Here is a 16,079-nt window from a genome sequence, read left to right on the forward strand (position 1 = left end):
CTTATGGTAGACAGTTAAAATAATATGACTGTCTACCATAAGGGGAGCATATCAACGTCGATTCTTTTTAATCATTCTATAATATCTAAAATTTAAAATTATGGATAAGGGATTGAAGATCTTCAGCAATATGAGCTAATCCTTCACTAGCGTGCGCAATCTCTTGTATACTTGCTGCTTGTTCTTCTATAGATGCTGAAGCTTCTTCTGTTCCTGCTGCATTTTCTTCTGCAATAGCAGATAAATTTTGCATTGCATCTACAAGTTTGTTTTTATTAGTAAGCATCATATCTACCGATGCATTAAGCTTTTCAATAACATCATTTGCTGTTTCTATAGAAGATGCAATCATATCAAATTTTTTCTCAGTTGCTTTTACGCTTTCTGTTTGAGACTCAATAATATTTTTTACTTCATTCATTTCATTTACAGCACCTTGAGATTTTGTTTTTAATTCTTCTATAACCTTTTTAATCTCGTGTGTAAAATTATTAGATTGTTCTGCTAATTTCCTAATCTCCTCTGCAACTACTGCAAAGCCTTTTCCTGCATCTCCTGCTCTCGCAGCTTCTATAGCTGCATTTAAAGCTAATAGATTCGTTTGTTCTGCAATACTTTGAATCATTGTACTAGCACTTTCTATCTTTTCTGCACTTTCATTATTACTAATAATAATTTCGTAAACTATTTTTGATGCATGATTACCCCTATTTGTTTTTTCAATTAACTCTTTTAATATAGAAAAACCTTCTTCTTTCTGTTTTTGTATTTCTTGAGATGCCACATTAAGCTCTTGCATATACTGTTCATCTTCTTCAAGCAATTTTCCCATTTCATCTACACTTAAAACTGAGTTTGTTGTATCAATGGCTTGGTCACTAGCCCCTCTTGCTATTTCCTCAATAGTTTTTGCTACTTCCTCTGAAGCAATAGCTGTTTGCTGAGAGGTGGCTGTAAGTTCTTCAGAAGTTGCCGCTACTGTCTCTGATGTTTGTGTAATATTCGTTAGTAACTGTACAATGTTATCTCTCATCAATCGTAAAGATTTTGTCATCTGACCAATTTCGTCTTTTCTATTTAAATATTTTATAGCTTTTGTATCTTTACTATATGTAAGATCATAATTTGATATTTCTGTGAGTCTCTCCGTAATATCTATAATAGGTTTTGTAATCGTACCACTCACAAAATAAGTAATTAAAGCACCTATTATTATTACAGCTCCACATAATATAATGAGAATATTTCTAAGTTTATTCACTGCACTTAATATTTCATCCTCTTCTACCCCTACTACTGCAATCCAAGGGCTACCTTCTACTGGAGCAAAACCTACGATTTTATTCTTGCCTTCATAAGTATACTTCCCACTTCCAACTTCTCGTTTAATCATTTTTTTTGTAAGCTCAGCTAATGCTTGAAGTGATTTGTCAGTTTTCGCATTTTCTATATCATTATCTCTCTTCATAACAAGCTCTTTATTTATATCTCCTACTGTCACTCCTTGATTATTGATCAAATAACTGAATCCTGTTTTTTTATAACTTACTTTACTAACAATATCACTTAAGAATGTTCCTTCTTTTCTTCCATAGAACACTCCAATCTGTTGACCATTGAAAGATATGGGGGTAGCAAAAATCACTACTGGTTTTCCTGTAACTTTGCTAATAATCACATCTGATGCTACACTTTCTCCTTTCATAGCTCTTTTAAAATAATCTCTATCACCAACATTCGTTTTTTCTCTCTCTGAATTTAAAACAGTACTATTTCCATCTTTATCAGCAAAAGCAAACGCCAAATATCCTGTTCTTTTCGCTTCTGCTTCACAAAATGCAATCTTTTGCTCTAACGAAATATTTGTATCTAAAATAATCGCATTTTGAGCTAAGCCATCAATATATTTAAGCTCAGCATCTCTTTTTGCTCCTATATACTTGGTATTTGCCTGTGCTATATTTTCTAATTCACCATGAGCATTTTCTATTAAATTGTTACTTACTATATTGATAGATATAAATCCTAGTCCTACTGTTAAGATAAATATCATCAAAGTAAATATAGCTATTAATCTAATTTTTAAAGATTTCACATTACAACCCCCTATCTTATTTTTTCTCACTAAAAAATGAATTATATTTTTTTATATCCCATATTGAAACTTTCAAACATAAAATTTCTCCCTATTCTATATTCAATATACTTATTATAAAATCATACTTCATTAAAAGTCATCAACCTCAGCTTTCTTTTTAAATTTAAGACACTAGATACTTTTTGTACCTAGTGCTTAGTTTGCTTTTATTTATATAAAATCACCTTAGTATATACAAAATATTGCGAATACTTTTGCGTAATTTTCCTTTATTTTCCTTATACTATACTTATATTTTATTCTTATTATTAAAATATAACAATATTTTTTTATGAATCTCTCTATATTAAAAAAAGAGCCTTATTATGGCTCTATAAACATACTATTTTCTTCTATCTATTTCCTGATGTAATTAATTTATCCTTATGCAGTACATGATCTAATATCCAGTTTAAAATAAAGCCTAACCAATCTTCTAAATATTTTTTAGGATTTTTATCTAAAAGTTTATAATCCATTTTCTCAATCTTTTTCATAAACTCAGCGTGTTCTATCTTTTGACTAAATAATTGATCATATTTAATTTTCAACATATAATTTTCCTCTGATTGAAAATGAAATCTCGCGTATTGACGTAAATCATCTATCATTTCAAAGACTTTATCATATTTATTCATGCAACTCTCATTTCCTAATAGATCATATGTATTATTCCAAAGTGTAAATAGATATTTATGTTGTGTATCTATTAGATCTACTCCTATTGAATATTCATCTTTCCATATCAGCATCTAATCTCTCCCTATTGTTTGAATTTTAATTAAGTAATAATTAATTTTTAGGCATTTGCAATTCTATGCCAGGATTTTTAGCGATATCATCAGCAATAATAGCTATCCCCTCTACTTTTGCACCATGTTCTACTTTAGGTTGAATGGATGGATTGCTTGGGTATGTTGTTCCATCGTATTTCATTAAGGCAAAAAAGCTTTCTATACCTCCTCCATAAACATTCATAATAATATCTCGATATCCTTTTGTTTTGCTATTGCTTATAATAACAGGATTATTTACAAGACTAAATCTTGATAATAACTCATACTCTTCATTTTTCTTTTTAAAAATAGCAGCACTACATCCACCAGTACCACATACCTCAAAGCCTACGAGATAGGCGAATACTTCAAGATTTTCATCCCCGTTAAGATCTACTTTGTTATAATAATATCTTATATGATCTTTACATTGGTCTAAATCAAATTCTTTTACTAAAGCCTTTTCAAGTTTTATATCTTTTTCTTTTTCAGAACAAACATATTTTACAGATGAAAAATCTATTCCATCTTGGTTTTTGAATGGATTATACTGACAAAGTTGTCTTCTTAGCCTTAATAGTTCTTCTCTAGATGGATAAGGATATTCAAATTCTAGTGCCCTATCAATAGACTTCAACGCTTCCTGAATATCACCTGTTTTTATTTGAGCATCTGTTAGATAATACCAATACGTAGTTGAGTCCTTATAAGCGTCTCCAGTATCATGAATCCATAACACTAGTTCATATATTCCATTTTTTCCTTTTACAATATCTGCTACACCCCAAGCGCCACAATAATATTTTAATACAATAATATAATTTTCTCCTTGCCAATTATACGCACCAATTAATTCTAAGATACCATCTCCATCTAAATCTACCATTCCTACTGCTGGTCTTTTAAATGGTGTCTCTAATACAATGATTCTAGCCATAGATGGTAGAAACGGTGTAATGATATCTATTAAATATCTACTATCCCACATATTATAACCTCTCTTCTTTTCTATTATAAAGTTATTATACGTGGGTGTTTTTTATATGTGCTTGAGAAAAACATTTCTGATACCTATCTAGCAATAAATTCTTTTACATCAGTTACTTCTTCCCATGGTAGTTCCCAAAATGTAGCTTGTATTGATTTTTGACCTTGAGGATTATCTATATATTCATCATATCTATCTAAATTAAATATTCGATCCCAACTGTTTTCTACTTTAAATCTCAGTTCATCTAGTATTTTTGAATTTTTATTCATATCCTGTAAATCAAATAGTGTTATATTATTTTTCTCCATTTCTTTATAGAATAAATTATGATCTTCTTCATTTTTAGGTATATACCAATCATTCAGTACATAATGATATAAATCGAAATCAGATAATAATACTTTATCATCTTCAATTTCAAATTCAATTCTATATAATTTTGTTCCTCTTTCTCCATAACCACTATATCTTAAATCAGGCTTTCTTTTACTAGCATTCATCCACTGATACCATGCCCAGACTGGATATGCTGATAAATCAGGCATTTGTGCCTTCAATCTTTCTTTCATTTTTTCAACCATCCAATTATATGCTCGTTTAAAATCTTCCTCAATATATTCTTCTGTACCACGTAAAATCTTATTTTCTTTCAATTGATTATATCCAGTTATATCTTGAATCGTCCAAAGTATTATAAACCTCACCGCCTTCATACAGTAACACATACAGCTTTTCTCTAATCTCAAACCATATCCTAGTTATTTTAAAAAAGCATTTAATCTAATAAGATCAAATGCTTTTATTATACTCAGATATTTTTTGTTATGCTTTACTTTCTATTTTATAGCTTTTAATTTTGCAATATCAGACCAATTACTTGCTGTAATCAATTCAACATTACTTAAATCTTTTCTGATATTCTTTACTTCTCCATTAATTTCAACAACTTCATGCTTTAAATTTTCTTGTTCAGCAGCTATAATGTTTGTCTTATGTTCTAACACTCTTAAAATTTGAGTATGCTCATCTTGTGTTGTTTTGATATTTTTTATATCATTTTGCATCGATTTCATATCATTTTGCATCGATTTTAAAATATCTAAAATCTCTTTATCCATAAGTGTCACCACCTTGTACCTTTTTAAAAATTATATCATATTTTATAGATGGATTAAATTACTTTTATTATATTAAAACTTATATGAGTATTTTTCTTTTTATAGGCCTTATATGAAACTCAATAATAGCTCCCTTTGGATTATTATTTTTCGCTGTAATTGCTCCTCCATGTTTTTCAACTAGAGTCTTTGAAATATACATACCTAAACCAGAATGTCCTGTTTTAAATGAACGAGATTTGTCTCCTTTATAAAATTTATTAAAAATATTTTTTAAATCCTGATCACTAAAACCCCTTCCTGTATCTACAATACAAAATTCTATCTCATCATCTTTACATAGGACATTAATTTTTATAGAGTCTCCTTTTTCTGTATATCTAATGCTATTAGACATCATATTATCTAAAACTTCTTCTAAAGATTTGGTATCAAATTGATCCACAAAGCTTTTTTCTCTTAAATCTATTATATCTATTTTAAAATTTATTCCTTTTCCTTCGCATAAGAATCTGTAGTCCTTCTCTTTGATCTTTAGAAATTCTACCATATTAATTTCTCTAGGCTCCAAAATAAAATTAGGATTTTCAATATTAGATATTTTATTCATATCTTCTAATAATACTAAGGCTCTTTCGTTATTTCTTTTGATTACCTCTATATAGTCTTTAAACTTATCTTTCTGAACTATGCCATCTATTAAAGCTTCCGAATAAGTATTGACTATAGTAAGAGGAGTTTTTAAATCATGAGCAATATTTTCTATATTTTCTCGTCTCTTTTCTTCTAAATCCCATTGTTTGATTAAAGAATCTTTAAGATGAATTCTCATCTCTTCAAAAGCATTACAAAGCTTTCCAATTTCATTATTCTCTTTGTAATTTATATAAAAATCCAAATTCTTATTTTTTATTTTTTCAGCTCCATCTAATAGCATATTTATAGGTTTATTTAATTTTTTGCTTAATTGCTTAGCATATAATATTGTAAAGATAATTATATATACAAAAGGTATCAATATGATTAAATTATACAATCTAAGCATTAAATAATTTTTTGTTTTCTGAGTGCTTTTCAATTGATACTTTAATATGATAGCACCCTTCATATCATTATCTTTGTTAAAGATAGGTATAACTTTAGCAAAGTTATTGTTTCCCAATCTTAAAATAGAATTTAAATTTTCATATAATTCCCTTTTGTTTTTCACTAAAGGCTTTTTCATATTTCCATATATTAAATTCCCTTCACGATCTAAAACCTGATATAACATTCCTTGACTTGGTACAATTTTATTCATTTCACCTTCAAAACTTCTATTTAAAACCTCTTCATTTTTTTCATTAATTTTATCTATAATACTGGGCAATTGATTTTCATAATAATTTGCTGGGTAATAAATATAATCAAAGGTTTTAAAATAAATGATAAAGCTTATGATGGATAAAATAAAACTTAAAAATATGATCTTTATAAAATTTACTATAAATTGATATTTTAAACTCTTATCTTTTATTATTTTAAGTCCCATTTATACCCAACACCCCAAACCGTAACGATATATTGATTGTTGTCTTCCATGGTTAAAATTTTAGATCTAATGTTTTTAATATGTTCCGTAACAGTCCAAGTACATCCCATACCATCAAATCCCCATATTTTTTCATATATCTGCTCTTTTGAAAAGACTTGTCCAGGATAAAGGGATAAGAGTTCAACTATTTCAAACTCTTTTTTAGTAAGATTTAAATCTTTACCATTGACTGTAACAATCATCCCTTTAAGGTCTATCTTTAAATTTTTAAATTGTAAAAAATCTTCAGCCTCTCTATTTAAATATCTTTTTTCTCGTCTTAAATGAACTTTCACTCTCATAACCAACTCTTTTAAGCTAAAGGGTTTTGTGATGTAATCATCTCCACCAATAGCTAATCCCTTTATTTTATCTGTTTCCGAATCTTTGGCAGATAAAAATAAAATCGGACAAGTTACATAATCACGAATTGTATGACATACATGAAAACCATCTATATCTGGCATCATAATATCTAAAATGATTAAATCTGGTCTTTTTTTAGATAATTCAATCCCATCAAAACCATTATATGCTGTTAATACATTGTATCCATTATTCTCTAATACATCTTTTATGATCATAACCATATCTAATTCATCATCGATAATGAGAATCGTCTCCATAAATACCTCCAAATTTTAATATTTCAGTCCATATAATAAAAAAGATAAAATATATAGTATATATATGTGGGCAGGATAGAATATATAAAATAACTTCTTCATAGATTTGCCTTTCTCTCCATTATATAAAAACATAAAAATTAAAGCAAAAACACCCATCCACTCATAATAATCTGTAAACATAAGTTTTAAACTAATAGGTCTAATATATAATAGAGGTATGCCTATCATCCAGGTTAATACAAATATCCCATAAGAGATAAATTGTAGTTTTCTATTTTCCTTACATATATACAATATCACACCTGTCAAAATTACATATATACCACCCTCTACTAAAAAAGGAGAAGGAAGTAATGTATTTACTACGATATAAACATATGTAGCTATTGGCATTGATATAATTGGCAAAATCCACAATTGAAATATATAAGATATTATAAATGGAGATACTATAAATCCCATACCTTTTAATCTTTTTTTCTCTTTTATATAATCTATTCCCTGAAATATAATGATTAAGATTACAAAGGTTGAAAATATACCATTCTCAGGGTAAAATCCATCCCCTCTTTGAAATTGATGTGAAAATTGAATGACATATTTTATAAATCCCATAAATACAGCCATTAAATAAATTCTTGTAAAATATTTCTTTTTATTAGAAGTATGGGTGTACCCTTCTATCATTGTAAATAAAAACAAATCTCCTGCTAATCTACCAATCCACGAAAATATAATAGGCACTTTACCTGTAAATTCAAAAAAATAATGAATATGGTCACAGAGCATAAATATAAGAGCTAAAAATTTAATTTGAAATCCTGTAAGTCCTTCTTTGCTTTTTCCTAAAATCATTTTCATTCCTCCTTATAAATTCTTTATCTACTCTAGCATCTAATTATAAAGAATTTATAAAGTTTTATAAAAAAAAGATTAAAATTAAGGTTCTATAATGATCCACCTTCTATATCAAAACCCTCAAGTGAAATTACTTGAGGGTTTTATCGTTTTTTTATTAAGTTTCCCATCATACATTCTATTTATCTATTGCCATTACTTTGTAAAACACCTCCAATTAGTACTTTCTAAATATTCATCTACCCTTTCAGTCTCTTTAGTGCACCTAATATTTTATAATATTCCTTATCTAATACTTCTGTATCATCCTTTTTAGATGGCATAGATAATCTTCCTATAACTTCTGAAAGACGATTTCTTAATATCATCTCTTGGTTTTGAATTTTTTCTTTATGATAATCCGTAGACTTATTGTTTCTAGCCAAATATTCCGTATAGTTTCCTATAAATATTTCTATTTTTTGATCTTTAATTGTCATAATTTGATTTGCAACATGATCTACAAAACTTCGATCATGAGAAACAAACAATAATGTTCGATCATATTCCTTAAGAGTTTCTTCTATGACTTCAATAGCATCAATATCCATATAATTCGTAGGTTCATCTAATATTAGTAAGTTAATATCTTGTAATAATATCTTGGCAAAGGAAACTTTTACTCTCTCTCCACCACTAAGTATATCAACCTTCTTATAGATCATTTCTCCTTTAAACAAAAGTCTAGCTAGTAATAATCTTGCAAAATTCTCAGGATAGGCACTACTCTCCATGACATTTTCAATAATACTTGCATTTTTATTGAGTAAATTCATATCCTGACTAAAGTACCCGATCTTTGCTCCTTGAGCAATTGTTATGGCATCCTCATTATTCATAATCATCTTCATTAAGGTAGTTTTTCCACTACCATTAGGACCGATCAATGCCACTCTAGATCCATTATAAATGGTGAATTCTGCATTTTTAAATATGATCTTATTAGCAAAAGCTTTATTTATATTTTTTCCTTCTATAATAATTTTACTATGAAGTCCATTGGAATCCATAATATCTAACTTAATTTTTTCTTGTTCTCTGGGTTTTTCCTTTACCTTCATGTGTTCAATTCTTTTTTGAGCATTTTTAACTGCCCTATTAAGATTAGCCTTGGCCTTTTGCCCTCCCATCTTATGAAGTCTAGCTTCAGAATTTCCCATCCTATTAGGAACTCTTTTTATATTTTTAGACTTTTGTTTAATCTGATCCATAACTTCGCCAAGTCGTTTCTTCTCTTTTACATATTCTTCATACTCAAATTGATCTCTTTCCCTTTCCTTAATCTTCTGCTCCCTATAATCGCTGTAATTACCTTTATAACTTTTGATTTTGCCATTTTCTATCTCTAGAATCTGATTGCATAACTTATCTAAAAAACTTCGATCATGAGAAATAACAATCAGAGCACCTCGATATGCTCCAAATTTCTCCTCAATAAGCTCAACCCCTTCCATGTCCACATTACTAGTGGGTTCGTCTGCAAATACCATCATACTATGACTATCTAACGCCTGTGCAAACTTAAATCTTGCCTTTTCTCCCCCACTCATATTCTCATCCCAAGTAGATTCAACATCGAATTTCGAAGCCATCTCATCACTTATATTTTTTCTATTGGGTGGTTCGAGCTGCGATATATACTCAAATTTTCCATATAACTTCAGACTACCTTCATCAGGCTCTAACCTTTGACTTAATATATTCATCAAAGTAGTTTTCCCTACTCCATTTTTACCTACTATCCCTATTCGGTCTTCCGAATCAATTTTTAAGTGATCTACATTTAGTATCAACCGATCCCCAAAATATTTTTTGATCTTATTGCACTCAATTAATAACATAAAAAAATCCTCCCTATTTTTGGAGAGGATAGCATTTTGCTTATACGATAACTAATGCACGATTAATAAAACTTTGAACCATTTATAATCCAATTGATCATATAAGGTCAAAATTTGCATGCTTCATTCACATAAAACAAGCTATCCACAGCTATAAAAATACTATCCACTCATAAATTAAAATAAAATGCATGACAACAAAACCTTTACTTAAGGTTTACCTAAGGCTTTGTATCTGTTCTCATCTTACATCAATCTCTAAAGCGAATTATATTTTCATTTCTGCAAATACCTTGCCCTTTCTTAAAATAAAATTTCTTAATATTCATTTTAATTATACAGACTGCTTTCTTTACTGTCAATATTACTTGAGCCCTCACTTAACAAAAGATATACACTGTGATCTTAGAATTGAAAAAATCTCAATCCTCATCTGACTCTTTAATTGATTTTATACTCCAGCTTTAAAATTATATATAGGCCTAATTACCTTTATAATATCTACAGTATCATGTATTTTACAGTTTACCTAACTTCCCTTTCTTTGTCCTTTTTCCTTAAAGAGTTTCCTATAGAAGGAATGCTTTCTCTATAATCATTTGGATTTTTATAATTCACTTCCTCAAAAGATTTAATTTCTTTTAAGGTACTTCTTTTTTGTGACATGAGTACCTGTACCCCTGAGGATTTTCTATTTGTTTTTACCTCTATTTCATCTGTGTTAAATATAAGTATCTTGTTTGTATTACTAATTGCGACCAATTCTGATTCCTCTTCCATTTTCATCATGCATACCAATTCATTACGATCTGAGTAAGCATTCACAAGCTGTGTTCTGTTTGTTTTTGTTTCATAGCTTGATAATAATATTTTCGTACATTTTCCATTTTTAAAGAAAAATAGCATGTATCCACTATAATCGATGGTTGCAACTATATGTATAATCTTCTCATCTTCATCAAAGCCCAATAGATTTTGAAGATATTGCCCTAGGCTGCTACTTTTACAATCTTCAAGTTCATAAGCTTTCTTTTTATATACTCTATGCTTATTTGTAAATAGAAGGATCTCAGATTTATTTGTTGCATCCACTTCTTGTACAATAAAATCTTCTTCTTTTAATTTTTGTTCATTAAAACCCCTCAAACTCGCTAAAGAGATTTTCTTAAGATACCCTTCATTTGTAAGAAATAACTTTAAATCATAGTCTTCAATAAGGTCTTCTTCCTTGATTTCTTCTATCTTATTCTGCCCAATAATCATAGTCTTTCTATCTTGTCCATACTTTTTTGATACATTTGATAACTGCTTTATGATTATTTTTTTGATCTTTTCATCACTATTTAGGGTTTCTTCTAATTCCTCTAACTCTTTTTGAAGATTTTTACTATCTTTAGTTTTCGTTAGGATATATTCTTGATTGAAGTTTCTTAATTTGATTTCAGCAATAAATTCAGCTTGAAGCTCATCTACTTCAAACCCTTTCATTAGGTTTGGAATTACATCTTTATCTTTTTTAGTATCTCTTACAATTTGTACTGCTTTATCTAAATCAAGTAGTATTTTTTCTAATCCTTTTAATAAATGCAGCTTTTCTGATTTTCTATCATAATCGTATTGTAGTCCTTTTTTAATACATTCCATTCTAAAATTAATCCACTCTAATAATATACTCTTAACACCTAAAACCTTAGGCTGCCCTTTTACTAAAATGTTAAAATTGCAACTGAAGCTATCTTGTAACTTTGTGTATTTAAATAGCCTTAACATTAATTGTTCTACATCTGTAGATTTTTTAATATCTATAGTAATTTTTAGTCCATTCTTATCTGTTTCGTCTCTTATATCTGTAATGTCTTTAATTTTACCTGCCTTTACTAATTCTGTAATTTGATCAATGATTGTTTCCAGATTTGTAGTATAAGGAATCTCTATAATATCAATACACCGATTCTTCCGATCATAATTATACTTGCCCCTTATGTAAAAGCTACCTTTTCCCTCATCATATATTTTTTTTATATCTTTTTCATTGTAGATTAGTTCTCCTCCAGTGGAAAAGTCAGGACCTTTTAAATATGTCATAATATCTATATTTTCATTTTTCATTAACTGAATGGTTGTATCACATATTTCTTTTAAATTAAAGCTACAGATATTACTTGCCATACCTACAGCGATACCTAAGTTTGGATTTACTAAAATATTTGGAAATGTAGTTGGTAGCAATATAGGTTCATCCATTGTGTTGTCATAGTTTGGTATAAATTCTACTGTATTTTTTCCTATTTCACTAAAAAATTCTTCACATATTTTTTCTAATTTTGCCTCTGTATACCTAGGAGCAGCGCAAGCCATATCTCTTGAGTAGTTCTTACCAAAGTTTCCCTTACTGTCTATATACGGATGTAGCAATGTCTCATTCCCTCTTGTTAACCTTACCATTGTTTGATAGATGGCTTGATCTCCATGAGGATTTAGTCTCATAGTTTGTCCAACAATATTTGCTGACTTTGTTTTTTGTCCTTTTAATAGTCCCATTTTATACATTGTATATAATAGTTTTCTATGAGATGGTTTTAATCCATCAATCTCTGGTAGTGCTCTTGATACAATAACCGACATAGAGTAAGGCATATAGTTGCTTTCTATAGTGTCGATTACATTCATTTGTGTAACATTATTATCCATGGTTTCTCCTTCCTTAACTTATATCAGATCTATCTAAATATGTGTGTCCATATTCTTCGATGAATTGCTTTCTTCCTGTAAGATCATCTCCTAAAAATAGTTCAAATGCTTCCTTCGTAGCTTGTGCCTCTGATGGAGTAACCTGGATCAGTCTTCTTGTTTCAGGACACATAGTCGTCTCCCACATCATTTCTGGTTCATTTTCTCCTAATCCTTTTGATCTTTGAAGTTTATATTTTCCTCTTAATCTATTTGTAATTTTTATTTTTTCTTTTTCTGTATATGCAAAATATGTTTTTCCTTGTGTACTTGTAATCTCATACAAAGGAGATTCCGCTATATACACATATCCATTTTCGATCATTGTAGGTATGAGGACATATAGCATAGTAATAATCAAGCATCTGATTTGATATCCATCTACATCTGCATCTGTACATATAATCAATTTATTCCATGACATTTTACTCATATCAAAATCTGCTAATTCTTTTAAATGTTTTGATTTTACTTCTACTCCACAACCAATAACTTTTAATAGATCCATAATAATATCATTTTTAAAAATCTTTTCATAATCAGATTTAAGACAATTTAAAATCTTACCACGAACAGGAATAATGGCTTGGAAGTTTGCATCTCTACCCATTTTTGTACTTCCAAGAGCAGAGTCTCCTTCCACGATAAATAGTTCTCTTTTAGAGATATCCTTACTTCTACAATCCACAAACTTTTTTACTCTATTACTAATATTGTCTATCTTTTTACTTAGTTTCTTTCTTACGTCAATACGTGTCTTTTCAGCTTTTTCTCTACTTCTCTTGTTTACTAGAATTTGTTCTAGAATTTTTTCTGCTTCTAATCTATTTTCAATAAAATATATTTCTAGCTTTTGTTTCAAAAACTCGTTCATCGCTTCTTTGATAAATACATTTGTAATTGCCTTTTTAGTTTGATTTTCATAAGAGGTTATTGTACTGTATGTATTCACAACTAGTACTAAGCTATCTTCTATATCTTGAAATGTAATCTTTTTTTCTCCCTTTTTGTATTTCCCTTCCTGATTTAACTGTTTATCTATGGCATAAACAAAAGAATTTTTGACAGCTTTATCTGGAGAGCCTCCATGTTCCAAAAAAGAAGAATTGTGGTAATACTCTAGAAGATTTTTTTCATTATTAAAGCAAAAGGCAATCTCCATTTTCACCTTATATTCAGGTTTATCTTCCCGATCTTTACCCATAGTTTCTAATTCAAAATAGGCTAAATCTGTAAATCCTATATCTTGGTTAAATTCTTTTACATAATCTGCAATCCCATCTTCATAAAAATATGTAAATTCTTCTCCACTTTCCTCATCATAAAGAGTAAAGGTAATCCCCTTGTTTACAATGGCTTGTCTTTTTAGAGTTTCTTGAAAAAATACAAGAGGAATATCAATATCATTAAAAACCTCTAAATCTGGTTTCCACTTAATCCTCGTTCCTGTATAATTATGATCAGACTTAGACTTTATGTATCCTTCTTTATTTTTTGTTACATTCTCGCCCTTATAAAAGTGAAGATCATATTGATAACCATCTCTTAATACTGTAACGTCCATATATTCAGATGCAAATTGAGTTGCAGCTGTACCCAATCCGTTTAATCCTATACTAAACTGATAATTGCTACCATCATTTTTATCATATTTACCACCACCGTAGAGAATACAAAATACAATCTCCCAATTATATTTCTGCTCTTTTGAATTCCATTCAATAGGAATTCCACGGCCATAATCTCTAACTTCTATTGACCCATCTTTAAATCTTTTTATCTCTATTTGATCCCCAAATTTTTCTGCTGCTTCATCCCTACTGTTTCCCACGATTTCCATTACTGTATGCTGACACCCTTCAATCCCATCACTACCAAATATTACCCCTGGTCGTAGTCTCACTTTATCCTTTTCTTCAAGTGTTGAAAGGCTTTCATTTCCATATTCATTTTTTCCCCTCATTCGTATCCTCCTACTTACCCTTTTATATTCATATATTACTTATACACTTAAAAATCTTACAGAGCTAGATATGCGTATTATAACATTTTTTTCCGAATATGCAAACGTTTGTTCTGAATTATACGCTTATGGGACAGTGATCATTTCTTATAAACTAATTTTCTGTAACTATCTTCAATAGTAAACTAAAAAAAACTTAAATCTCTTTAAATTTATAATATATATGTTTAATTACCTTATGCTTAAGTGATATTATTAACTTGACGATATTTCTATAGAAAGGTGGGTTTTCATGAACTATATGTCTTTGATTTAAGGGACCTTAAATTAATATTTTAAAAATTTAATGCTATTCTATAATCATATAGTAAATTATTCCATTATAATAATTATATCGAGGTGAAAAAACATGTTTAGTTTTTATAGTAAGCTCTCTACAGAAGTATACAATATAGATAAGCCTATTGGACACTCCTTTGGTGATGTGGAATTTTACAAAGAAAGACTTAAACCTGTTAAAGGAAGAATTCTTGAACCAGCAGTGGGAACAGGCCGTATTTTAGTTCCCCTATTAGAAGAAGGTTTCACTGTAGGTGGTATAGATTCATCTTCTGAGATGCTAAGTTTATGTAACTCTCATTGTGAAGAAAGAGGTTTTAAAACTAACCTTTATCAGAAAAATATGCAATCTTTTTCTTTACCTTATAAATATGAAGCAATCATTATTCCTGCAGGCTCCTTTTTACTACTAGAAAATTCAATTGATGCTATGAATGGATTAAAATGCTTCTATGAACATCTTGATATAGATGGACGTCTTATTATAGATCTATTTATGCCATCAAATTTTAATACTGGATATACTTCAACAAGAACTTGGGGTACTCCTGCCGGAGACTTAATCACCTTAAACGAATCCCTTGTCGAAGTTAATTTTATTAATCAATATACAGTTTCCCATTTGCGATATGAAAAATGGTGCAACAATCAGTTGATACAAACTGAATTGGAACGTTTGTCACTTAGATGGTATGGCGTAGAGGAATTCAGATTAATTCTAGAGAAAATTGGATTTAAAGATATTATTATTTCTTCTGATTATAAGTTTGATGTATATCCTACAGATAAAAATCAAATCATTACTTTTGAAGCATATCGTAAATAAAATAACCTTTTATCTGTATCCATCAAATAGGACACATATAGATTCTATGAAATTGTAATGAGATAATACACCAAAGATAATAAAGAGGAATTTGAATTTATATGATTCTTGAGATCACCTTCTTCCATGGGCAGAAAACCTTCCGAAAGAATGTAAATTAAAACTAAAATCCAAAAAGTAAAGAAGTCCTATTTATGATTATTATCTTATAGATAGGACTTGTGTTATATATGGGCTGTATTTGACAGATACGATCTTT

Annotated in this window: 12 protein-coding genes; 1 reads left to right on the top strand and 11 read right to left on the bottom strand. The window is 29.1% G+C overall.

The features are described from left to right. Positions 1–85 precede the first annotated feature (85 nt). The 11 genes from BN2409_RS14065 to BN2409_RS14115 all read right to left on the bottom strand — a co-directional run bounded on the left by BN2409_RS14065 (position 86) and on the right by BN2409_RS14115 (position 14,655). Positions 86–2,095, bottom strand: a complete 2,010-nt coding sequence (locus BN2409_RS14065; RefSeq protein WP_053957243.1) for a methyl-accepting chemotaxis protein — start codon at positions 2,093–2,095, stop codon at positions 86–88. 395 nt (positions 2,096–2,490) lie between these two features. Next, the gene (locus BN2409_RS14070; protein WP_053957244.1) at positions 2,491–2,889 is read right to left on the bottom strand and encodes a bacteriohemerythrin; all 399 of its coding nucleotides are present in this window, start codon (positions 2,887–2,889) and stop codon (positions 2,491–2,493) included. 40 nt (positions 2,890–2,929) lie between these two features. Continuing rightward, positions 2,930–3,901, bottom strand: a complete 972-nt coding sequence (locus tag BN2409_RS14075) for a hypothetical protein (protein WP_053957245.1) — start codon at positions 3,899–3,901, stop codon at positions 2,930–2,932. 83 nt (positions 3,902–3,984) lie between these two features. Further along, positions 3,985–4,617: a DUF3841 domain-containing protein gene (locus tag BN2409_RS14080; protein WP_199873043.1), complete on the bottom strand. Its 633-nt coding sequence runs from the start codon at positions 4,615–4,617 to the stop codon at positions 3,985–3,987. A gap of 123 nt (positions 4,618–4,740) precedes the next feature. Further along, the gene (locus BN2409_RS14085) at positions 4,741–5,022 is read right to left on the bottom strand and encodes a hypothetical protein (RefSeq protein WP_053957247.1); all 282 of its coding nucleotides are present in this window, start codon (positions 5,020–5,022) and stop codon (positions 4,741–4,743) included. Positions 5,023–5,101: 79 nt separating this feature from the next. Continuing rightward, complete coding sequence (locus BN2409_RS14090) at positions 5,102–6,553, bottom strand: sensor histidine kinase (protein ID WP_053957248.1); 1,452 nt, start codon at positions 6,551–6,553, stop codon at positions 5,102–5,104. Continuing rightward, positions 6,538–7,221 (bottom strand): response regulator transcription factor, encoded by a 684-nt coding sequence (locus tag BN2409_RS14095; RefSeq protein WP_053957249.1) that lies wholly within the window; start codon positions 7,219–7,221, stop codon positions 6,538–6,540. Before BN2409_RS14095 ends, BN2409_RS14090 begins: the two co-directional genes overlap by 16 nt. A gap of 15 nt (positions 7,222–7,236) precedes the next feature. Further along, entirely contained in the window at positions 7,237–8,079 is an 843-nt protein-coding gene (locus BN2409_RS14100) for a TraX family protein (protein WP_053957250.1), read from the bottom strand. Between the two features lie 242 nt (positions 8,080–8,321). Further along, complete coding sequence (gene abc-f, locus BN2409_RS14105; protein WP_053957251.1) at positions 8,322–9,962, bottom strand: ribosomal protection-like ABC-F family protein; 1,641 nt, start codon at positions 9,960–9,962, stop codon at positions 8,322–8,324. A 525-nt stretch (positions 9,963–10,487) separates the two neighbouring features. After that, a complete protein-coding gene (locus BN2409_RS14110) occupies positions 10,488–12,653 on the bottom strand; it encodes a DNA gyrase/topoisomerase IV subunit A (RefSeq protein ID WP_053957252.1) in 2,166 nt (721 codons plus the stop codon). Positions 12,654–12,666: 13 nt separating this feature from the next. Then, a complete protein-coding gene (locus BN2409_RS14115; protein ID WP_053957253.1) occupies positions 12,667–14,655 on the bottom strand; it encodes a toprim domain-containing protein in 1,989 nt (662 codons plus the stop codon). 409 nt (positions 14,656–15,064) lie between these two features. Here BN2409_RS14115 and BN2409_RS14120 point away from each other — a divergent pair, with 409 nt between their 5' ends. Then, complete coding sequence (locus tag BN2409_RS14120; RefSeq protein WP_053957254.1) at positions 15,065–15,820, top strand: class I SAM-dependent methyltransferase; 756 nt, start codon at positions 15,065–15,067, stop codon at positions 15,818–15,820. Positions 15,821–16,079: the final 259 nt, after the last annotated feature.

The sequence above is a fragment of the Inediibacterium massiliense genome, assembly GCF_001282725.1.
Classification (GTDB): Bacteria; Bacillota; Clostridia; order Peptostreptococcales; family Thermotaleaceae; genus Anaerophilus; species Anaerophilus massiliensis.